This window comes from Pseudolactococcus laudensis (assembly GCF_013449735.1).
Taxonomy (GTDB): domain Bacteria; phylum Bacillota; class Bacilli; order Lactobacillales; family Streptococcaceae; genus Pseudolactococcus; species Pseudolactococcus laudensis.
Map to the genome: position 1 here is coordinate 121,876 of NZ_JACBNY010000002.1, position 22,924 is coordinate 144,799.

General features: G+C 40.6%; 16 protein-coding genes. 15 read left to right on the top strand and 1 reads right to left on the bottom strand.

Going from position 1 to position 22,924, the window contains the following annotated elements:
* Positions 1-199 precede the first annotated feature (199 nt).
* The 11 genes from HZR21_RS02290 to HZR21_RS02340 all read left to right on the top strand — a co-directional run bounded on the left by HZR21_RS02290 (position 200) and on the right by HZR21_RS02340 (position 14,997).
* Complete coding sequence (locus tag HZR21_RS02290) at positions 200-2,527, top strand: alpha-amylase family glycosyl hydrolase (RefSeq protein WP_180746068.1); 2,328 nt, start codon at positions 200-202, stop codon at positions 2,525-2,527.
* Between the two features lie 131 nt (positions 2,528-2,658).
* Entirely contained in the window at positions 2,659-7,173 is a 4,515-nt protein-coding gene (locus tag HZR21_RS02295; protein WP_180746070.1) for a phage tail tube protein, read from the top strand.
* Between the two features lie 999 nt (positions 7,174-8,172).
* A complete protein-coding gene (locus HZR21_RS02300; RefSeq protein WP_246307776.1) occupies positions 8,173-8,970 on the top strand; it encodes a hypothetical protein in 798 nt (265 codons plus the stop codon).
* Positions 8,971-9,081: 111 nt separating this feature from the next.
* Complete coding sequence (locus HZR21_RS02305) at positions 9,082-10,437, top strand: bifunctional metallophosphatase/5'-nucleotidase (RefSeq protein WP_180746072.1); 1,356 nt, start codon at positions 9,082-9,084, stop codon at positions 10,435-10,437.
* A 51-nt stretch (positions 10,438-10,488) separates the two neighbouring features.
* Positions 10,489-11,238 carry a YutD family protein gene (locus HZR21_RS02310; RefSeq protein ID WP_180746074.1) on the top strand — a complete coding sequence of 250 codons (750 nt, stop codon included), beginning with the start codon at positions 10,489-10,491 and terminating at the stop codon, positions 11,236-11,238.
* Between the two features lie 294 nt (positions 11,239-11,532).
* Positions 11,533-11,775 (top strand): GlsB/YeaQ/YmgE family stress response membrane protein, encoded by a 243-nt coding sequence (locus HZR21_RS02315; protein WP_003138147.1) that lies wholly within the window; start codon positions 11,533-11,535, stop codon positions 11,773-11,775.
* Between the two features lie 190 nt (positions 11,776-11,965).
* Complete coding sequence (gene rlmN, locus HZR21_RS02320) at positions 11,966-13,117, top strand: dual-specificity RNA methyltransferase RlmN (RefSeq protein WP_180746076.1); 1,152 nt, start codon at positions 11,966-11,968, stop codon at positions 13,115-13,117.
* 18 nt (positions 13,118-13,135) lie between these two features.
* Positions 13,136-13,324, top strand: coding sequence for a hypothetical protein (locus tag HZR21_RS02325; protein ID WP_180746078.1), 189 nt, complete (start codon positions 13,136-13,138; stop codon positions 13,322-13,324).
* Positions 13,325-13,372: 48 nt separating this feature from the next.
* The gene (locus tag HZR21_RS02330) at positions 13,373-13,879 is read left to right on the top strand and encodes a VanZ family protein (RefSeq protein ID WP_040525737.1); all 507 of its coding nucleotides are present in this window, start codon (positions 13,373-13,375) and stop codon (positions 13,877-13,879) included.
* Positions 13,879-14,487 (top strand): nitroreductase family protein, encoded by a 609-nt coding sequence (locus HZR21_RS02335; RefSeq protein ID WP_180746080.1) that lies wholly within the window; start codon positions 13,879-13,881, stop codon positions 14,485-14,487. The genes HZR21_RS02330 and HZR21_RS02335 overlap by 1 nt, the downstream gene beginning before the upstream one ends.
* A gap of 66 nt (positions 14,488-14,553) precedes the next feature.
* On the top strand, positions 14,554-14,997 hold the full coding sequence (locus HZR21_RS02340) for a CoA-binding protein (RefSeq protein ID WP_180746082.1): 444 nt from the start codon (positions 14,554-14,556) through the stop codon (positions 14,995-14,997).
* A 35-nt stretch (positions 14,998-15,032) separates the two neighbouring features.
* On the opposite strand, the gene HZR21_RS02345 is transcribed toward HZR21_RS02340, so the two are convergent.
* The gene (locus HZR21_RS02345; RefSeq protein WP_180746084.1) at positions 15,033-15,431 is read right to left on the bottom strand and encodes a DUF4430 domain-containing protein; all 399 of its coding nucleotides are present in this window, start codon (positions 15,429-15,431) and stop codon (positions 15,033-15,035) included.
* Positions 15,432-15,666: 235 nt separating this feature from the next.
* Between HZR21_RS02345 and HZR21_RS02350 the strand changes: the two genes are divergently transcribed.
* From HZR21_RS02350 to comGA, 4 genes are all read left to right on the top strand, one after another.
* On the top strand, positions 15,667-16,851 hold the full coding sequence (locus HZR21_RS02350) for an ATP-binding protein (RefSeq protein WP_180746086.1): 1,185 nt from the start codon (positions 15,667-15,669) through the stop codon (positions 16,849-16,851).
* A 183-nt stretch (positions 16,852-17,034) separates the two neighbouring features.
* Complete coding sequence (locus tag HZR21_RS02355; RefSeq protein ID WP_180746088.1) at positions 17,035-17,259, top strand: AbrB/MazE/SpoVT family DNA-binding domain-containing protein; 225 nt, start codon at positions 17,035-17,037, stop codon at positions 17,257-17,259.
* A 210-nt stretch (positions 17,260-17,469) separates the two neighbouring features.
* The gene (locus HZR21_RS02360; protein WP_180746090.1) at positions 17,470-21,864 is read left to right on the top strand and encodes a PolC-type DNA polymerase III; all 4,395 of its coding nucleotides are present in this window, start codon (positions 17,470-17,472) and stop codon (positions 21,862-21,864) included.
* Between the two features lie 69 nt (positions 21,865-21,933).
* The gene (gene comGA, locus HZR21_RS02365; protein WP_180746153.1) at positions 21,934-22,875 is read left to right on the top strand and encodes a competence type IV pilus ATPase ComGA; all 942 of its coding nucleotides are present in this window, start codon (positions 21,934-21,936) and stop codon (positions 22,873-22,875) included.
* Positions 22,876-22,924 lie beyond the last annotated feature (49 nt).

A 22,924-nucleotide genomic window follows, 5' to 3' on the forward strand; every position in this document is an offset into this window, starting at 1 on the left:
TTGAAAGAGGTGTAGATAATGCCGTGTAATAACTGTCGTAACAAACAGTCTCTAAAGAGTAGAGGCGTACACAATTTTATGCAATCGGTTGCATTAGCTTTGGAAAGATTTTAAAATTCTAAAAAATGATAGCGATAACATGATGTGGAATTGTTTATTATTCATAATTCATTTACTTTTGGAAATACAAAGGAGAAAGATGGCTATTCAATACAAAAAAATTAACCGACACATTAAAATTGCTGTCGTCTCGTTACTCTCGCTTGGTTTATTAGGAACATTCTCAAGCATTCAAACACAAGTTCAAATTTCCACACCACTTGATAGAGCGTTTAACCCACTACATGCCAAGGCTGCAACATCAAGTAGTACTTACGCAAGTACAGCCAATGCAGACTTGAAAATCGCAACAGCTAGTAATAAGTTTGATTCATTTGATGCAAAATGGGCATATACTGCGACTGATTTAGGTGCAACTTATGCACCGACTGCAACAACTCTTAGAGTTTGGGCACCGACTGCAACGAGTGTAAAAGTGATTAGCTATGGGAAATCAGGAAACAATGCAACAGCACCGCAAGTCACAACCTACACAATGGCTCGTGGAACAGTTGCTAATACGTCGGATTTAACTAAGAATACAATTGGCGTTTGGTCTGTTACAATTCCAGGAGATCAAAATGGTTTGGTCTATACGTATCAATTAACTTTTGGAAATGGTACGGTGAGTGATTATTCTGGTAATTATGGCACGGTAAGCAGTACCTCTACAACAATGACGACGCAAGATCCTTATAGCATTGCGACTGTTTCAGGTGGACTTCGCTCAGTTGTTGTTTCACCTTCAAGTGTGACACCAAGTGGCTTTGCCGTGAAACAAGGAGAAGAGGCTACTTGGAGACAAGCAAGTTCAACGCAAGCAGTTATTGATGAAATTCACGTTAAAAATTTTACGAATTCGAGTACTTCTGGGGTCAATCCGAATTACAAAGGGAAGTTTTTAGGTGTTGGAGAAACGGGTACAATAAATCCTAATACGGGAATGCTCACTGGGTTGAGCTATGAGAAGGAACTTGGGGTTAATTACTTACAGATTTTGCCGATGTATGATTTTGCGAGTATTTCTGATACAGGTCTTGCAACTGCAGCTTTTCCAAGTGTTTATAATTGGGGCTATGATCCATTGAATTATAATGTGCCAGAAGGTGCTTATGCGACATCCGTTACGAATCCTAATACGCGTCTTAATGAAATGAAAACGATGATTCAAGCGATTCATAATCAAGGAATGGGCGTGATTATGGATGTGGTTTACAATCATGTGTATGACCAGTCAACTTCGAGTTTTGAGAGAACGCAACCTGGCTATTATTTCCGAAAATCTTCAACAACGGGTTGTGGGAATGATACGGCGACCAATCATCTCATGTTCCGTCAATTCATTTTGAACTCTATTAAGTATTATACCTTGAACTACGGAGTTGATGGTTTCCGTTTTGATATCATGGCAAGCTTTGACAAGGATACGATTAATGCTGTTCGCTCAATGCTAAATACAATTGACCCGCATATCTTAACTTATGGTGAGGGATGGTATATGGGAACAGATTTACCTTATGACCAGCAAGTCGATGTGTCGAAAGCCATTCATACACCAGGTGTTGGGTATTTTAACAACGGTGAACGTGATACAATTCAAAACTTTGTTGCTGGGGATAAGAATAGCTTAGGACTCATTTTGAGCGCTATTCGGGGGTCCGGTGATGGGTTGATGCAGTATGGCACACCTGCCCAAGCAGTTAATTATGTAGAGTGTCATGACGGTCAGACCATATCCGATTTGGAGTGGCTATATAATCCATATGATTTACAAGAAACTCATGTTGCCCGCTCTGAGCTTGCATCAGCCATTAATATCTTGGCTGAAGGAACGACGGTGATGCAAAATGGTCAGGAATTTAACATGAGCCGTTACGTTAATGTGTCAGGCAATCCAGCATTGTCAACGATTCAACAAGCTAAAATTGAGTCTAATAATTATACCGGTCTAAAGAGTATGGCAGATGCGCAAATTGAACTAGCGCGTAATCCTTATAATGGTGTGGTGACTTTGAACAACACCAAATATTTTGTTGGTGATGAGTCGTCTAATACGAACTGGGATTTGGCGAGTACTTATGCCGAGCAAGTCGATTTCTTGAAACAATTGATTCAGTTTAAAAATGATAACCCAAGTTTCTGGCCAGATGATTATAGCCAGATTTACAATGGTACTTTAATCCAGCCTCTGCGCTATGATTCTGGTGTTGTTGCATACATCATGGATAATGGTGTGAACAAGTATTTAGTCATTATCAATGCCTCTGGAGGCAGTCTAAACTTTACGGCAAATGATACCTACTATGGCAACAATCTTGCGGGTAAAAGCATCATGCTTTCAAGTGATCATAGTCTTGCGTCAGGTACCAGTTTAAGTAATGCTTGGAACTTGGCTAATTACAGTCTTGCTTTAATCCAACTTCAGTAAGTTTAGCGACTTACTGACATGACTGAAATAAATCATGCAGTATGACAGACACAGATAGATGTGTTAGGGGACTAATATAGTTTAATAGTTAAACTGTATTAGCTTGTAATTTATAATAAAGGGTGGTTTTTATGTCTTTATCTCATATGAAAAAAAGCAGTAGAGCAAAACAAGAATCAAAAGTATCGCATTTTAGAGCTTGGAAGTCAGGTAAAATATGGCTGTACGGTGCAAGTATTTTAGCCAGTTTGTTTGTATTTGGTCTTGCACCGACTTTTGTTACAAACCCTAGTTTTGGCTCAATTGTTGTGCAAGCAGACGCGGCTAAATCTGGTACAACGATTTTGGTCAATTCAGGTCAAATGAATGGCGCCAAGTATATTTATATTTGGAATCAAAATACTGGCTCAATTGATGGGCAGATGAGCTATGTTGGCAACGGCTACTTTGCTTATACCTATTCAGGAGCAGCACCAAGTGCGATTACACTTGCTTTAAGTGACACTGACGGACAAACTGGGTCAAATTGGCCTGGGGATAGGGGAAAGTTACCAGGTGAAGATGGCGCTGGAAATGTTACTGGTATTCTTCCGACTTATCACTTTATTACGGTCAACGGCTCAACTGTTCAACAAGAATCTGCGCCAACGCTCACAGCTCCTGCAGCATTGGCAGAAGGTACATCAGGAACAAGCTATGATTTGTCAGCTCAGGCACAGCCTGTTTATGCAACAACTTATCAGACAACAGCCTTGACACCGTCAAATCTGACTTACAGTGTGACAGATCCTAATGGTGTAGCTGTCAGCATGTCAGGGGCAACTTTTGTGCCCACATCTGCTGGCGACTACACTGTCACTTATGAACAAAACTATACCGACGCAGCAGGACAAACTTATGGCGTGCGAGCGACAAAAACATTAACGGTCAAGAATCAAATTACCACACCAACACTTGCCAATACCGACGTGTCTTACACCGATGGCACAGAACTTTCACCAAAGTTAGCACTTGATCTGAGTACCTATTATATTGGTGATGAGATTCAAGTTCCAGACGCCCCTCAAATTCAAGGAAAATCATTTGTGGGTGTGACGTATAAAGGCATAGCTGTTCAGGTTGGGGATAAAATCACCTTAACTGCTAAGGGAGCATTCGTCTACACGTATGTCTCATATTTCACGAGTTTAACGCCAGCAGCAACATCAACCGGGCAAGTTGGGGCAACAATTGACGCAGCAACTCTTGAAACATTGGTCGATCCAAGTAATTCTGCTGTCTCAATTAGAAATGCGACTATTACTGTAAAAGATAGCTCTGGCAATAACATCCCGCTAGATGGTAGCTATCAGGGTCATTATTGGGTATTAGGCACGACATTTACGCCAACTTATGCGGATACCTACACGATAACTTATAGCTACACCGATCAGTCAGGGACAGTTCAGACCGCGACTCAGACAGTCAAAGTTTTGCCCGCACCAACCATTGATGCGAGTGGGATACCGATGTCATCAGATGGCTCGAATACGCTAGTAGTTAATGCAGATGCATCAGGGCACTATCAATTTGACCCAAGCATATCAATAACAGGAATTAATCAAGGATACGATGCTAACGGCAATCCAGTTGCTAATGTCATTTATAATCCCGTCACCTATACAGATCCAGCCACAGGTGTCACCGATTCGAGCCAATTTCCAGTAGGCAGTATGACCGTATTAGATGCTAATGGCAATGAAGTTGATCCGAGAACACTGACTGTCGGAACTTATACGATAGAATGGCAATATGATGGAGCAGATGGCACAGCTATTTTGGTCATTCAAATTTTACCAGCTGGAAAAATTGCCCTTACGATTTCTGCCAATCAATACGACGTAATACCTAGCGGACAAACGGTTGATTTGAGTTTATCCGCCTCAGATGGCTCTGCCTATGTTAGCCTGACAGACAGCAATGGTAAAGCTGTTGACCTATTAAGTGCGCTAGCAGATGGCAGTTTGACAATTGAAGTAACAGACCCTTTTGGCACAATCATTACCTTGACTGGCACAAGTTTCACAACAAGTCTCAATGGCTACTATTCAATCAATTATGATTACACAGACCCAACAACAGGAATGCATGTTTCAGCACAAGGCTCAATTTTCGTTCAACCTCAAGTGATTGCCCCAAATGACAGTGTATTACAAGAAGGCAAAGGTACCTTTACATTTGACACACCAACAGTCGTAGATGCAGAAAACGGCGGTCAGACAGATGGAACAGGATATGTTAAAAATCCGAACTACTTCCCTTATGACACCAATATTTCAGATGGTAATATGTCAGATGCCGGCAACTTTACTTCAAAAACGCTAACAGATGCATCAGGCAAAGTGATTTCACCAGCCGATTTTGGAAAGCTTAAAGCAGGAACCTACAAAGCAACCTACGTTTATAGTTATAGTGACCGTTGGAATTCAAATAACACAAACTCATCGACCTATGGTGCGGATTTCCAAATTTCAGTGACACAGACTGTCTATGTTTCCAATTTGACAGTCGATAATGGTGCTGGCACAGTTGGGACTGAGCTGAATCTAGCGACACTCATCACAGACAAAACCGATAGCACAGGAACACAGACAGCGCAAGCAATCTCTTACGCACTCGTTAACGCCGACCAGACCCTCACAGGACTCTCGGAAAAATGGACGCCCACACAGTCAGGGACTTATCGCATTCAATATAGTTATATTGATGCAAACTCAGGACTTCAAGTTACAGCTATCGTAACAATCATAGTTAAAAATGGAACGTTGGTAGCGCCTAAAGATGTGACACAAACAGCGACAAGTTTTGTTCCACCTCTGACATTAACAAATCAAAGTGGCAATGCAGTGACTGTAACAGCTAAGGTTTCTGGCAACGCAGACCTGTCAGCATTAACACCTGGAACTTATACAATTACCTATACAGCCTCTGGATACGATACTGTTACCCAAAAACTCATCATAACAGCACCGGCTACACCAGCAACCACCACAGTTGACCACACTGCTAATAATGGCGACGGCTTAACGCCTAGTCGCACCATTTCACTTGCTGGTAATGTCGGTGACAGTGTGACAATTCCTACAGCCGCACAAGTGGCAGGAAACAATAAAACTGGGTACACACTGACAAAAATCACCTTCAATGGTGCAGTCGTTCAAGCAGGGGACACGGTCACCCTAGCAGAGAAAAACGCGCTAGTGTATCATTACACCAAAAACCCAGTCAATACAGACATTAGTGTGACAAAAAATGTAGACGAAAAAGGCAACGTCTTATCTGATACGACAGGCTATGAACTAGTGTCAAGTACTGTCAACCCACCTGTCGTGGTAGTCATCAACCCAGACGGTGACACGGAAACGACCACCACAACAGTCAAAGTTTGGAAGGTTAAGACACCACCTATCACACCGCCGACACCAGCAACAACAACAGTTGGTCATACTGCTAATAATGGCGACGGCTTAACGCCTAGTCGCACCATTTCACTTGCTGGTAATGTCGGTGACAGTGTGACAATTCCTACAGCCGCACAAGTGGCAGGAAACAATAAAACTGGGTACACACTGACAAAAATCACCTTCAATGGTGCAGTCGTTCAAGCAGGGGACACGGTCACCCTAGCAGAGAAAAATGCGCTAGTGTATCATTACACCAAAAACCCAGTCAATACAGACATTAGTGTGACAAAAAATGTAGACGAAAAAGGCAACGTCTTATCTGATACGACAGGCTATGAACTAGTGTCAAGTACTGTCAACCCACCTGTCGTGGTAGTCATCAACCCAGACGGTGACACGGAAACGACCACCACAACAGTCAAAGTTTGGAAGGTTAAGACACCACCTATCACACCGCCGACACCAGCAACAACAACAGTTGGTCATACTGTTAATAATGGCGACGGCTTAACGCCTAGTCGCACCATTTCACTTGCTGGTAATGTCGGTGACAGTGTGACAATTCCTACAGCCGCACAAGTGGCAGGAAACAATAAAACTGGCTACACACTGACAAAAATCACCTTCAATGGTGCAGTCGTCCAAGCAGGTGATACGGTCACTCTAGCAGAGAAAAATGCGCTAGTGTATCATTACACCAAAAACCCAGTCAATACAGACATTAGTGTGACAAAAAATGTAGACGAAAAAGGCAACGTCTTATCTGATACGACAGGCTATGAGCTAGTGTCAAGTACTGTCAACCCACCTGTCGTGGTAGTCATCAACCCAGACGGTGACACAGAAACGACGATTACAACAGTCAAAGTTTGGAAACGAAAAGTCAATCCTATTGTGCCGGATAAAACAACACCACCTAAAAGACCAGCATTGCATTTTGGAGGTATTCCAGGTGTAAAATCGTTACCGGATTCTGATAATCAACAACCTAAACCAGTATCAAAAGAGGAGCAAGCGCTCCCTAATACAGGAGAAAATTCTGATAATCAACAATCTAAACCTGCGACAAAAACACAAAAAACGCTCCCTAATACAGGAGAAACATCAGATTCAAAACTGTTAAGTTCAGGTGTATCGCTAATGACGCTTTTGATAGCTACTTTGGGAATAGAAATTCTTAAAAAACGCAAAAAAGAACTTTGAGTTTTTCTGTTTTAGTAAAAAATTATATTAGAAAACCTTATAGAAATAGATAATCTATAAGGTTTTTTATTGTCTAGTTGTTTTTTAAATAAATAAAGGGATGAAGTCTATTTTTGTTTAGAATGTTGTCACATATTTCATATTTAAATGTTAAATAATAGTAAAAACGCTTTCTTTTTTATGGTGAACATGATATAATAAGAGTGTAAAAATAGGATGTAAAAGCTATGCTCAGGATAGACAGCTGCCGCAATGTAAAATTGGTAAAGGCAAAATGTTCTTCTGATTCTGAGGCGTAAGTCGGCTAGGCTGACTGGCTTTAATACCTACACCATTAAGGAAGTTTTGAAAGAGGTGATGCCAATGACAGATGAAGATTGTTGCGCGAAAACCAAGGTTGTGACTCAGAATGATGAACGGTAGCAAAGTAGCAAAAAATGACGATTATGACAGCTTTAGTTAGCATGATGAATTGTAAGGCATTACACTAGATTTAAAAAATTCAATAGGAGGTTTAGTCGTTAAAGAGAGGCTGTTACGAGTATAGGTTTGATGAATCTGAAATAACAACATCATTAATGAGTAGGCTTGGTTTTTAATTCTAAACACCGGAAAAAGCGACGCCGTTCGCTTTTTTTGGAGGAAAAATTTTGTCGGCTAAAAATTAGTATGGTGTGTCACCAAGATAGCTATGCTAACTGAAACAAAAATTAAAAATGCCCAAACGAAAAAATGTCGCCCACTTTATCGGGGGTGAATAACTTATCAATAAATCATTATCTGATAGATGATGTCTACCAGTTCTTGACATTTATGTTGAGAACACATGAAAGGAAATCGTAACATGCGAAAAAAGTATCCAATTTTCGTCATCATCTTATCAACTATCGTTACTTATCTCCCCTATTTTAAGAATACATTTGGGATAGATACAAGTACGATGATTATGGATCAACGACAAATGCTGGAAGGCTACTTATCGCAGGGGTTATCTATGGTTTGGTTTATAAGCTTTCTGCTTTGATGATTCACTATTCAACATACGGTAATGAAACCTATATGATGTGGACGCAATTAGGAACAGTTGGCGGTTTACAAAAAGTTGGTGCAGTCGTCATTGCTATGCTCGCAATCGCCTATGCTGCGTTAGTCATATTGACAATACTGAGATATCGTGCAGGCGCTAAAATTGATGGTTTGTTGCTCGTGCTTTTACTGGGTTCAATATTAACTTTTAATATGGCCTTTGGCAATATAAAAGCAGCTCCGCGTGTTTATTTCGGTACATTTTCAGTTGTTTTTGCAGGGATTGTTTATAGCTTTGCTAAAAAAGGAAAAGAATTTAAATACCTTTCAGTAGCATTGACAATAGTATCAATGATTTTGACTTTTAGTCTATCTCAAAAAGCAAATGCGTCTTATGCAAATGATGTTGTGTTGATGCATGATGTTGTGGCGTTTGCGACTCAAAACAAAATTTTGACTCCTGCTGAAAAAGAAACAAACCTTGTATTTATTGGTCAGTCTCAAGTTGGGAATCAAGGTATTATTCATAAGCTGCAAGATATTTTTATCACCGGAGCAACACGAACCACGTTTTTCCAATTTGACCCACCACTAACGAGTGTGAGGCCTTATGATTTCTTGAAGATTCATGGTCATGATTTTAAAATACCTGACCAAGAACTGAGAGCAAAGGCTGCAGTAATGTATAGCGAATTACCCGATTATCCCAATCATCAGTCTATGACATTCGAGACAGAGACAAAAACAATTATTGTCAAACTTTCAAATTAAATAGCTAATATGGCTCTCTGTTTTTTAAGCTTATATCAGCAATTTTAGAGAACCTGTAAGTTTCTAGAATAGAAATCGTTCACAGGTTCTTTTTTTTGATATAATGAGACTATGACCACTCAAGAAAATGTGCTAAAAATCTTACATTTGAATGATTTGCACTCTCATTTTGAAAATTATCCGAAAATCAAACGCTTTTTTGCTGACAAATCAGTGGGGTATTCGGATGTTTTACGGTTTGACATTGGGGATAATGTTGACCGCTCACATGCCCTTAGTGAGGCAACGCTAGGTCAGGCTAACGTTGAGCTGATGAACGCGTTAGATTTGACTGCAGCAACGATTGGTAACAATGAGGGCTTAGGCTTGCCCAAAGAAAAGTTGGATAAACTTTATGCGAATGCCAACTTTGATGTTGTCTTGGCTAATCTGAAAGATAAAGGTAAACAGCCAAGTTGGGCAGTCGAGAAAAAACGTGTCACGACATCATTTGGCATGACGATTGATATTTTTGGACTGACGGCACCCTATCCTCTAGCCTATCCTCAAATGGGCTGGGATATCTTGGAGCCAGAGTCTGTATTAGCTCAGCAATTGCTTGAATCAGATGCTGACTTTACGATTCTACTGAGCCATTTAGGCTGGCGCTTTGATGAGCAAGCCGCGATGACCTTCGACAATCTCAACTTAATCTTAGGCGCGCACACGCATCATTTATATGAATATGGTAAATATATGAATAATACAATGCTTGCGGCCGCTGGCCGCTATGGCGAATACGTAGGTGAGGTGACGCTGAGATTCGATGACGACTTTCAATGTATCCAGTCTGAGATTATGGCTGAGGATGTGCGTCATTTGGTAGCATTGCCAGGAGATAAAGAGTGGATTCAGCACCAAGCCAACCAAGGGCATGAGATACTTCAAGACTGTCAAGTAGCGGAGTTATCTCAATCGTTTACAAATCGTTTGCCAGAATATGAGGCAACACAATTTGTTGCAGGGCTTATGGGTGAGTATTATCAAGTACCAGCGGTGGTACTTAATAGTGGTATGATTGTTGAAGAGATTCCGCAGCATCTTACTCTGGATGATTTGCATGACATCTTGCCGCATAGTATCCGTATGGTCAAATTTACCGTAACGGGGCTTGAACTTTTAAGCATCATGCGAGAATTATATGATGTCGGTAATTATCTGAAAACCCAACGCATCGTCGGTATGGGCTTTCGTGGCAAACAGTTTGGTGATATCGTGACACAAGGTTTAGATAATCAAAATGATGAACTTATCTATCAAGGTAGTCCAGTTATCGCGACTCAAACCTATGTTGTCTTGATGCCAGACCAGTATTTATTTGCCTCGTATTTTCCGATTTTGAAAAGTTCGGGCAGCGCTGAGATTCAATTTCCAAGATTTATGCGAGAAATTGTTGCAGATGATTTAGCAAATCGTGATAACTCTTGAGTTAACTGAGTACAATCCAAAAGGAACAGAAACCCAAAAGAAAGAAATAGTATGGCAAAAGTAATTCCAGAAGAAGAAAAAAATTATAATAAATTCCCAGGTGAGCATGTCATTGTTCTTGATGATGTGGTCACGATTGGTGATAAGGTGTTTCACTTGATTTACAATCATCGCGAAGGCTTTAATCAAGAGAAACTTGAGCAACGCTATTCGGATATTTTCGCGAAATACGATTACCTTGTAGGTGATTGGGGACATGAGCAATTGCGTTTGAAAGGTTTTTTTTCAAGTTCTCGTAAGAAGATGCCAGATGAGTTGAAGATTTCTCATTTGGAAGATTATATCAAAGAATATATGAATTTCGGGGCTGCTTTTTTCGTGTTGAAACGGATGAGGAGCAAAGATATGAAGCGTGACGAGGCTTTTGTAGATGAAAAAGTCTATGAAGTGACAACACCTGTCGCAGTATCTAGGGTTTCGAAGAAAGATACTAAAAAAGAAGTTAAAAAAGAAGTTAGAAGAGAAGTTAGAAAAGAAGTTAGAAGAGAAGTTAGAAAAGACGTTAAAAAAGACGGCAATAGAGACTTCTCTTTAGATGCTAAAACTCCTAATAAAAAAGGAGATAATAGCGGGTCATCTAAGTTTTCTAGAAAACGTCAGCCAAGCAAGACGGCATTTGTCAAAAAAGAAAAATCAGTCAAGCAGCAAGCGCCGATTATCAAGCCAGAGCCCTCTCAAAAGCCACATCAATCAGAAAGTAGTAAACGTCCGGCCTTCGTTGTGAGAACTCGGAAAAAATAAGCGCAGAGTTACCAGCCTAGTTGTTTTGCTCATTACTTAAAAGCTAACAAATAGAGTTAATTCTTTGACAGTCTGAAACTATTGTTATAAAATGAAGATGTCGACAGATATTATAATTTTTTACATTATTTAATCGAGTTACGGCTCCTTGGTGTTAGGAAAATAGATAAAAGGACGCACGAACGTTGTTCGTTTACGTCTTTTCCTAATTCACTCCTGCGATTACTCGTCGCGGAAAAGAATTCTACACACCAAAGCAGTCGCCTCAACATCTTAACTAAGGAGGAGTTAGCTATGGGTTGGATTTGGTCTCTTATTGTTGGTGCAATTATCGGTATTATTGCTGGTGGTATCACTAAAAAAGGTGAATCGATGGGATGGATTGCGAATATTATCGCTGGTCTAGTTGGTTCTAGTATTGGTCAAGCGATTTTTGGTCATTGGGGTCCTAGCTTAGCTGGGATGGCTTTGATTCCATCAGTGCTTGGTGCAGTCATTTTAGTCGCAGTTGTCTCATTCTTCATTAGTAATAAATAAAGTTTACAAGTTTGATTTATTCGTGAGACGCGAAAGCGTTACAGCAGTATTTATACACATCAAACAGTATGTCCGCTAGGAAGTTACTTCTCTAACGGCCATACTGTTTTGTTTTTTCTGTTGACGATTGAGCCTTGCTAGTCCTAGAATATTTTGCCATAAAGTTTTCAAAACATGTTATACTAGTAGCATGACTAAAACTATCCAAAATGACATAACAAAACCATCTATCTACAATTTAACGCGTGACCAGCTAATCAGTTGGGCGGTAGAGAATGGTGCTAAAAAATTTCGCGCGACACAAATTTGGGACTGGCTTTATAAGAAAAGAGTCCAATCTTTTGATGAGATGACTAATATTGCCAAGGATTTTATCGAAATTCTTAAAGACAATTTTGTCCTCAATCCTTTGAAACAACGCTTGGTTCAAGAGGCTAAAGACGGTACAGTTAAATATTTGTTTGAACTACCTGATGGTATGCTAGTTGAAACGGTGCTCATGCGTCAGCGCTATGGCTTATCTGTCTGCGTGACGACTCAGGTTGGTTGTAATATCGGCTGTACGTTTTGTGCATCAGGTCTAATTAAGAAACAACGCGACTTAACCGCAGGCGAAATCACAGCGCAAATCATGCTCGTTCAAAAATACTTTGATGAACGTGGCTTAGAAGAACGTGTCAGTCACGTGGTGGTCATGGGAATTGGCGAGCCTTTTGATAACTATGACAATGTTATCAACTTTATTAAAACGATTAACGATGATAATGGTCTAGCTATTGGCGCCCGTCATATCACGGTTTCAACTTCTGGATTGGCGCCTAAAATCCGTGAATTTGCTGAGACAGGTCTCCAAATTAACTTGGCAATTTCACTTCATGCGCCAAACAATGATGTCAGAACTAGCATCATGCGGATTAACCGTCAATTTCCAATCGAAAAATTATTTGAAGCCATTGACTACTACATTGAAGTCACTAATCGTCGCGTCACATTTGAATATATCATGCTTAGTGGGGTCAATGACCGTCCAGAGCATGCGCGTGAGTTGGTTGCACTTTTGAAGGACAAGAAGAAATTAGTCTATGTCAACTTGATTCCTTATAATCCAGTGAGCGAACATGACCAATACAGCCGTTCTTCAAAAGATGATGTGCTCAAGTTTTATGATATTCTTAAAAAAGGTGGCATTAATTGTGTCATCCGTCAAGAACACGGCACGGACATTGATGCTGCTTGTGGTCAACTTCGTAGTAAGACTATGAAATCGGATAAAAAGAAGACACAGCCAGACACGAAAGCATTCGATGCTGTAACTGTTGGTTTTGAGACAAAAATTAAGTAAAGAGAAGGAGATAGAAAATTGAAAAATTATTTTAAAAAATTCTATCAGAGCTTTTCTATGCTAGCGATGATTTGGGTGATTGTGACAGCTGTTACGGGTAGAAATATCACACGCTTATCAGCTCTTGCGGTTATTATTGCCGCTTTAATTATAGCTGTTATACCAGAAGAATGGTTTGACAAAATCATCAACGCCATTCATAAATAACAAAGAAACGTCAGAGAGAACTCTGGCGTTTTATGATACAATAACAGTATGAAATTGTTTGATGAACAAGCCAACCTACAAGAACCGTTTCAAAAAATTGTAAAAGGGCTTACAGTATGCTACACTATTGCTATCTGTCTGATGTGTTTTCTACCTCAGAGTATTTATCCAACCTTAAAAAGCGTGGAAACACCAGGCGTCCAACACTTCGGTCGCATCACAGCGATTCTGACACCGTTTAATACATTGGTACATTTCGGGAAAATCCCCAATCTGGTTGATCTTATCTTTATCATCCTTCAAAATGTTGCCAATATCTTTCTGATATTTCCACTGGTATTTGCATTATGTTTACTGAAACCAAGTATCAGATACTTTAAAAAAGTGCTGCTTATTAGTTTTTTGATGAGCTTGTCCATTGAGACAACACAAGTCATCTTGGATTTATTGTTCAATTTTAATCGCGTTTTTGAAGTAGATGATTTAATCACTAACACCTTAGGTGGTGTGCTAGCTTATCTACTCTATCAACTTGTAAGGAGAGTTACAACCTAATGGAATTTTCAAAGCTAAATCAAAGTCGCCATAAAGTCACACAGTTTGACGGTCGTAAAGTCACTGTTGATGAAGTCAAAGCGATTCTATCCGAAGCCGTTCTAGCACCTTCAGCTCACAACATCCAGCCTTGGCATTTTGTGATTGTCGATTCACAAGAGATGCGCTTGGCCCTATCCACAGCCATGCACGGCAAAAATGCCGTCCAAAACGAGGCAGCGGGTGCAACATTAGTCGTTTTTTCAGATACAGATTTGCCAGAGCGTGTGCGTGATATGGTTGAAATCGGCGCTGATTTCTTGCCAGTTGACCACAAAGCTGATTTGTTAATGAAATTACCAGGCATGTTCGAGAAATTTACAGCTAAACAGCTAGCAGAGTACTTGGCCCTCAACATCGGTCTCGTCTCTCAAAATATCGTGCTTGCGGCCAATAATAAGGGTCTTAAAACCAACATGATTCTTGGGTTCGACAAGGCTAAAGCCAAAGAAGTTTTAGCGATTGAGGACCGATTCCAGCCAGAACTTATCATCACCATGGGCTATTCAGATGAGCAGGGCACAGCGTCTTATCGCTTGCCTGTTGACGATATCACAGACGTTTTATAAAAGTGCGTTTTCTTGGTGCAATGGTGGTGAACATCATGCATCAGTTGACAATTGAAGGGAGTTAAGATGACCTATACATTTGAAAACAGTTCACCGGAAGTCATTTTTGATTATTTGCGAAAGGCGAAAACGGTAGCCGTCGTTGGCCTATCAAATCGAGAAGAGACCTCAAGTTTTATGGTAACGCAAGCCCTGCAAGCTGACGGCTATCGCATTTTTCCAGTCAATCCACGACTTGCCGGTCAGGAAATACTGGGCGAAAAAGTTTATAGTAGACTTCAAGATATTCCTGAACACATTGATATTGTAGATGTCTTTCGCCGCTCAGAATTTTTACCTGACGTTGCGCGTGACTTTATCGAAACAGATGCCGATGTTTTCTGGGCCCAACAAGGTCTACAAAACGAAGAAACTGAACAAATTTTACGTGACAATGGTCGCAACCAAATCGTCATGGACCGTTGCATTAAAGTCGAGTATGCTTACAGTGGCTTAAGTCAAGAAAAATAGTAAATAAAAAAGCCCGCGGGCTTTTTTTATTTATCTTAAAAACTTCCGAGGTAAAAGGCAACCGTATCCCCTTTTTTCAAATGAATATCTGCAGCACCTTTTTCGGCCATCTTACCGTTAACATCGAACATCCAGTACTTGTTAGCCGCTTGATCTTGAGCTTTACCATCAATCGACGTGATAAAGCCACTTTTTTCCTCAATCTTAAAATTCTCTTTAAGGGCATCAAGTAAAGTTTGGTCTTTAATAATCCTGATTTTTTTGGTTTCATCGACTTTTTTATCGTTTTCAAAATCTAGCGTAATGGTTGCAGTATCTTGAGAAACGGTGCTTTTCTTTGGTGATTCGGCTTGTTTACCACAGGCTGCTAAAGAAACAGCAAAACCGGTCGCCACTAAAACCGTCACGGTTTTCTTAAAAGTTAAAGTTGTCATAGTAGTCAGATCTCCTTATTTAATATTGTACTATGTTTTGGGAATGATAGCAAAAAAATATATTTAGAGGCCTGCTAGAACAATAGTTGTTTCGAATTAAGTCGAAACAACTTAGTAATTTATTTTTTATTCGAATTAATTTGAATAAAGTGAATAAAATTTATTTACTTTCGAGTTAATTTGATTTATGATAGAGATGTAAGATGAAAATCGAATTAATTTGAAAGAGGTTGTCATGATAAGAAGAGAGACATATCTATCTGATTTAGAACGTTTAAAAGACAAACGATTTATCAAAGTTTTGACAGGCGTGCGACGGAGCGGGAAATCAACGCTTTTAGCCTTATTTCAAGAACAGCTAATCACCGATCAGGTTAGTCAAACTCAAATTCAATCCTATAATTTTGAAGATTTGGCACTAGCTGATTATCTGGACTATCGAAAGCTGTATGAAAAAATTACGGATAACTTGCTAGCAGATCAGATGAACTATATTTTCTTGGATGAGATCCAGATGGTACCTGAGTTTGAGCGCGTATTAGATAGCTTATTTATCAAAGAAAATGTTGATTTATACGTGACAGGTTCTAATGCTTACATGTTATCAGGTGAACTTGCGACTCTGATTTCTGGACGTTATGTCGAGTTGAAAGTTTATCCCTTATCTTTTGTAGAATTTTTCAGCGCTCTGGGCGGTGATAAAGCGACCGTGTTTCAGCGCTATCTCGAATTTGGTGGCTTTCCTTATGTAACAGAAATTCCAGATGAGTTGACCTATCGAGATTACATTTCAGGTATCGTCAATACTGTCTTGATCAAGGATGTTTTGCAGAGAAAACAGCGCAGTGATGCAACATTGGTTGAACAATTAGCCAAATATTTGACGGATAGTTCAGGTAGTCTAGTGACGATAAAGAAAATAGCAGATACCCTGACATCAATGGGACAAAAGACGACAAGTGACACCGTTTCAACATATTTATCTGGCTTTCAAGAAGCCTATCTCTTTTTTAGAGCAGACCGCTATGATATCGCGGGTAAAAAATACCTGTCGATCAATTCAAAATATTATCCTGTCGACCAGTCTCTAAGAAAAGTTCTTTTGGGTAATAAACGCCCGAATTTTGGACATCGCTTAGAAGGTGTTGTTTATCTTGAGTTGTTGCGAAGAGGCTATCAAGTCTTTATTGGCAATATAGGAGAATTTGAGATTGATTTTGTGGCACAAAAAAATGGTGTCACCGAATATTATCAAGTGTTACTCACTGTTGAAGATGACAGGACTTATCAAAGAGAAGTTCGCCCATTTCAAAGTATTCAAGATAACTACCGAAAAATTTTACTAACCATGGACAATGGGCGTTACAATCAAGAAGGGATAGAACAACTCAATATCATAGATTGGTTATTAGCCAGATAAAATTAAAATAAAGGTAATCAAAAGTTTAAGATACATCAGAAAGAAGTCGTGATATAACGCGGAAATGTTATAAATTGATTATTCCAAAATGAGCAGAGATGCTCTTTTTTGATATTTTTAAGATTGTAGAAAGTTAAAAGGTAAAAAATTGACCATGTTTATCATAGCATAAGAGGTGAGGTCATGCTAACATCACCTAAAATTGGTAGATTAGGAAATTCAGCAGGTATGAGACTTGATCCGATGCTATTAGAATTTCTTGATGTAACAGTTGGTGGGAAAATCGATGTGATGCAGGATGAAAAATCGCGTGCTCTCGTCATCAAAAAACATATGATAACACCAGAAAATTTAGCTGATTTATTAGATGGATGGGATGGTGACTTTGAAGAGCATTCTGTTACTTGAAGATAGACGGCTCACTAGCTATTATGTCTAAATCGTATGCTAAATATGACTTAACAAAAGTGGCGGTGAAGAAAAACTAAAGCAATATTTCATTTTCTGTTATAATAGGACTATACGATTTCAAGAAATGATGTGTCTGATAGACTCCAAAAATTATCGGTCATCCTCAGACTTGAAAATGACAATTAAAAGATTCAAGAAAGAAGTGCAATGAACGATTTATTTGAAAGACTCATGGATCAGCTCGACATGCCTGCGGAAATTCGTCAGAATCCAGCATTTCGTGGCAATATTGACAAGGTTGAAGTTCATGCCATCAGTAAAGTCTGGCATTTTTATTTGAAGTTTCCAGCGATTTTACCGATTGACTTATATCGAGAATTAGCCTATCGTCTTGAGCGGGCTTTTTCGAATATCGCGAAAACGCAAATGACAATTCTAACAGAGGACGGACATTTTGATGAAGACTTGCTTAATAGCTATCTTCCCCTCATTTTTGATTTGCCGGGCTGCGATACGCCAAGTTTTACAGCGATTTTCAAGAAATATAAATTCATAGCGGCTGATGAATCTGCGACAGCTAAACTTTTAGTGGGCGAATTGTCAAATCTGGAATATTTTGTCAAACATTATTTTCCAGTTATGGCGCAACATTATCAAAATTTTGGGTTTACGGATTTACAGATTTTACCAGAGATTGACCACCAGCTAACGGATAAATTGGTCGCTGAGTATGAGAAAAAATCTGAGGAGGCGTTAGCGGATATTCTGGCTAACCAACCCGAAGCACCCTTCCCAACAGATAATCAAGCCCCTACTTCAAAAGAAGCGGTTGCATCCCCTAATCACCTTGCACTGGGCAGGGAAATTAAGGCGTCTGATACCGTGTTCCAAATGAAGGATGTCGTGACTGAGGAGGCGAATGTCGTCTTTGAAGGCTACGTTTTTGCGGCGGAGCATAAGGTCTTTAAGAACCGTACGACCGGTAAGGAAAGCCATATGTTGGAAGTCAAGATGACAGACTATAGCAGCTCTTTTATCGTCCAAAAATGGGGACGTAAGCCTGAGGAGCAGGCCATGTTTGATATGGTCAAAAAAGGCATGTGGATTAAAGTCAAGGGCAGTGTTCAAATGGACCAGTACAAGCATGAGTTGGTCATGAGTGTGCGTGATATGGTCGAAATCAAGGCGAAAAACATTCGGAAGGACCTCATGCCCGAAGGGCAAAAGCGAGTCGAATTCCATGCGCATACTAATATGTCGACCATGGATGCCATTCCAGATGTGTCTGATTTGGTCGCGCAAGCTGCGCGTTGGGGACACAAAGCCATCGCTATCACCGATCATGCAGGCGCGCAAAGTTTCCCACATGCCCACTCTGCCGGTAAGAAAAATGGTATCAAAATTATTTATGGGATTGAAGCTAACCTAGTCGAGGACAGGGTACCGATCACTTATAATGAAGATGACAGTAGCCTTTCAGATTCGACCTACGTCGTTTTTGACGTGGAAACGACCGGACTTTCTGCCGTTTATAACAAACTGATTCAAGTTGCGGCATCTAAAATGCACAAGGGAAATGTCATCGAACAATTCGATGAGTTTATTGATCCGGGGCATCCCTTGAGTGAGTTTACGACACAACTGACAGGGATTACTGATGACATGGTCAGAGGCTCTAAACCACTAGAACAAGTCTTAAAAGAATTCCAAGAATTTTGTCAGGGCAGCATTCTCGTCGCGCATAATGCGACCTTTGACGTTGGGTTCATGAATATGAACTATCAGCGCCATCATTTACCTGAGATTACACAACCGGTTATTGATACTTTAGAGTTTGCGCGTAATCTCTATCCTGAATTCAAGCGTCATGGCTTGGGGCCTTTGACGAAACGTTTCCAAGTTTCTCTCGAAAGTCATCACTTGGCCAATTTCGATGCGGAAGCAACGGGTCGTTTGCTCTTTATTTTCTTAAATGATGCTAAGGAGAAATTTGGCATCGAGTTGTTGAGCGATTTGAATACAAAAGTTGTGGATGCAGATTCTTATAAACGTGCGCGGGTGAAACATGCTACGATTTATGCCAAAACCCAAGACGGTTTGAAGAATCTCTTTAAGCTCATCTCTTATTCAAATGTCAACTATTTTGCAGGTGTGCCTAGAATTCCAAAATCAGTCCTTGAAGCACATCGCGAGGGATTGATTGTTGGGTCAGCTTGTTCAGAAGGCGAAGTTTTTGAGGCGGTTACCAATAAATCCTTTGAAGATGCTTTGAAAGTCGCTGATTATTATGATTTCATCGAAATCATGCCACCGGCTATCTATCGCCCTTTGATTGCCAAAGAAACCATCAAAGACGAAGTGGAACTCCAACGAATTTTACAAGATTTGATGCGGATTGCCGATAAACTAGGCAAACCAGTCCTAGCGACAGGAAATGTCCACTATCTCAATCCAGAAGATGCCATCTACCGTGAAATTATCGTCCGTTCTTTGGGTGCCGGCGCTATCATCAACCGCCCTGTTGGTCGCGGTGAACACGCCATGCCTGCACCATTGCCAGAAGTCCATTTCCGGACGACTAATGAAATGCTGGACGATTTTGCCTTCCTCGGAGAAGAAACGGCGCGTCAGATTGTCATTGAAAACACGCAGAAAATGGCGGAGTCTTTTGATGTCCTAACGCCAGTCCGTGACGACCTCTATACACCTTACATTCCGGAATCTGAGGAAAAAATGGCCAAGCTGACCTATGAAAAAGCGCACGCCATTTACGGTAATCCTTTACCTGACATCGTCGATTTACGGATTGAAAAAGAGCTCAATTCGATTATCGGTAATGGTTTTTCCGTCATCTACCTCATTTCTCAGATTCTTGTTGAGCGCTCCAACAAACGGGGCTATCTCGTTGGCTCACGGGGGTCTGTCGGCTCCTCGTTTGTTGCGACAATGACCGGTATTACCGAGGTTAACCCACTGCCACCCCATTATGTCTGCCCTGAGTGCCAGTACTCTGAGTTCTTTACCGAGGGCCAATATGGCTCAGGCTTTGATATGCCGGAGAAAAGCTGTCCAGAATGTGGACATAGGCTCACAAAAGACGGCCACGATATTCCATTTGAAACCTTCCTTGGTTTCAAGGGGGATAAAGTACCCGATATCGACTTGAACTTTTCTGGTGCTGACCAACCGAGCGCCCATTTGGACGTCCGCGATATATTTGGCGAAGACTATGCCTTTCGTGCCGGAACCATTGGTACGGTGGCTGAGAAAACTGCCTTTGGTTTTGTCAAAGGTTATGAACGTGATTATGGTAAATTCTACCGTGGTGCTGAAATTGAGCGTCTTGCGGCAGGCAGTACAGGAGTCAAGCGGACGACAGGTCAGCATCCGGGCGGTATTATCGTTATTCCAGGTTATATGGATGTTTATGATTTCAGTCCCGTGGCCTATCCAGCTGAGGATATCAATGCCGAGTGGAAAACGACCCACTTTGATTTCCATGCCATCCATGACAATATCTTGAAACTCGATATTCTGGGCCATGATGATCCGACCATGATTCGTAAATTACAGGATTTATCCGGCATGGATGCCTCAACCATTCCGATGGATGATCCAGATGTCATGAAAATTTTTGCGGGAACAGAAGTTCTAGGTGTGACACCTGAGCAGATTTTTTCTAAGACGGGTACTTTAGGTGTACCCGAAATGGGAACAACATTTGTTCGTGGGATGTTAGAGGAAACAAAGCCTAGCACTTTTGCAGAATTACTCCAAATTTCCGGTCTCTCCCATGGGACGGACGTTTGGTTGGGTAATGCGCAGGAGTTGATTAAGCAAGGCATCGCCAATCTGGCAAATGTTATTGGCTGTCGGGATGATATCATGGTTTACCTGATACATGCTGGGCTCAATGAGTCAATGGCCTTTACGATTATGGAACGTGTACGTAAGGGGATGTGGAATAAGATTGACGACGAGGAGCGTGAGACTTATATCGCTGCCATGCGTGAAAACAATGTGCCAGAGTGGTACATTGATTCATGTAGTAAAATCAAGTATATGTTCCCCAAAGCCCATGCGGCTGCCTATATTATGATGGCCTTGCGTGTCGCTTATTTCAAGGTGCATATGCCAATTTACTATTATTGTGCTTGGTTTTCGATTCGTGCTAATGCCTTTGACCTTAAAGTTATGGGTGATGGTTTAGACGCCGTGAAGGCTAAAATGCAAGAAATAAAGGCTAAGGGATTTGAAGCTAGTAATGTCGAAAATGCCCTATTTGGAACGCTAGAATTATGTAATGAAATGTTAGAGCGTGGTTTTAAATTTGGCAAACTTGATCTTTATCGGAGTGAGGCCAATGATTTTATTATCGATGGCGACACCTTGATTCCACCATTTTCTGCTATGGATGGTCTTGGTGGCAACGTCGCTAAGCAAATCGTAGAGGCACGTAAGGCGGGAGAGTTTTTGAGTAAAACTGAACTCCGAAAACGTGCAGGTGTCTCTCAAACCCTAGTTGATAAAATGGATGAAATGGGTATTCTTGGCAATATGCCTGAGGATAATCAGTTGAGTTTGTTTGATGACTTATTTTAAGCAATAAAGTAAAAAAAATTCGTGAGCAATCACGGATTTTTTTCGTATATAAAAGTAGGAGGCAATATGATGATAAAGGAAATGGCGCAGAGAATATTGGAAAATGCGGCGGATTTTGAAGTAAATGATATTTACTTACTGCCAGTCGAAAAAGGCTTTTCAGTTGTTTTTAGAAAGTCAACGCATCGTGATAATTATCTGCTGCTTTCAAATGCTGATGGTCAAAGTCTCATCTCTCACTTTAAGTTTACGGCTGGGATGAATGTTGGTGAAAAGCGTCGACCACAACTTGGGGCTTGTCTATATGTGTTTTCAGGTAAAAAGTTTCGACTGCGTTTATCTTCAGCAGGTGATTTTGAGAACCGTGAAAGCTTGGTGATTCGGCTTTTACATCATGCGGATAGACCGCTCGACTTTTGGTTTGAGACAGACGTTCAACGGATTGAAAATTTGGTGGCTAAGCGAGGTCTTTATCTATTTTCAGGACCAGTTGGCTCTGGCAAAACGACACTAATGCATTATATTGCAAAGCAGAAATTCTCAGGTCAACAGGTGATTACGATAGAAGACCCAGTGGAAATTGTCGCTCCGGAATTACTGCAATTTCAGCTGAATGAAATGATTGGTAATACCTATGATAGTTTGATTAAACTGTCCTTACGTCATATGCCTGATCTTATGATTGTCGGTGAAATCAGGGACAAGGAAACTGCACGGGCCGTTATGAGAGCAAGTTTGACTGGTTATACTGTTTTTTCAACGATTCATGCCAAGTCAATTTCTGGTGTTTATGCGAGACTTATGGAGCTTGGTGTAACGAGAGAAGAAATCAAAAATTCGCTATCAGGTGTTGTCTATCAACGGTTGATTGCAGGAAAGGGGGTGCTAGATTGTGCAGATAAAGCATTCGAAAGGCACGACAACGACAAGTGGCATGACAAAATTGAAAAATTGGTTACAGCTGGACATCTCACACCTAGTCAGGCGGAAACGGAAAAAATTAGCGATTAAACAACAAGTCAAGCTAATGCAACTCATGACGAATCTTTTTTCGAGTGGG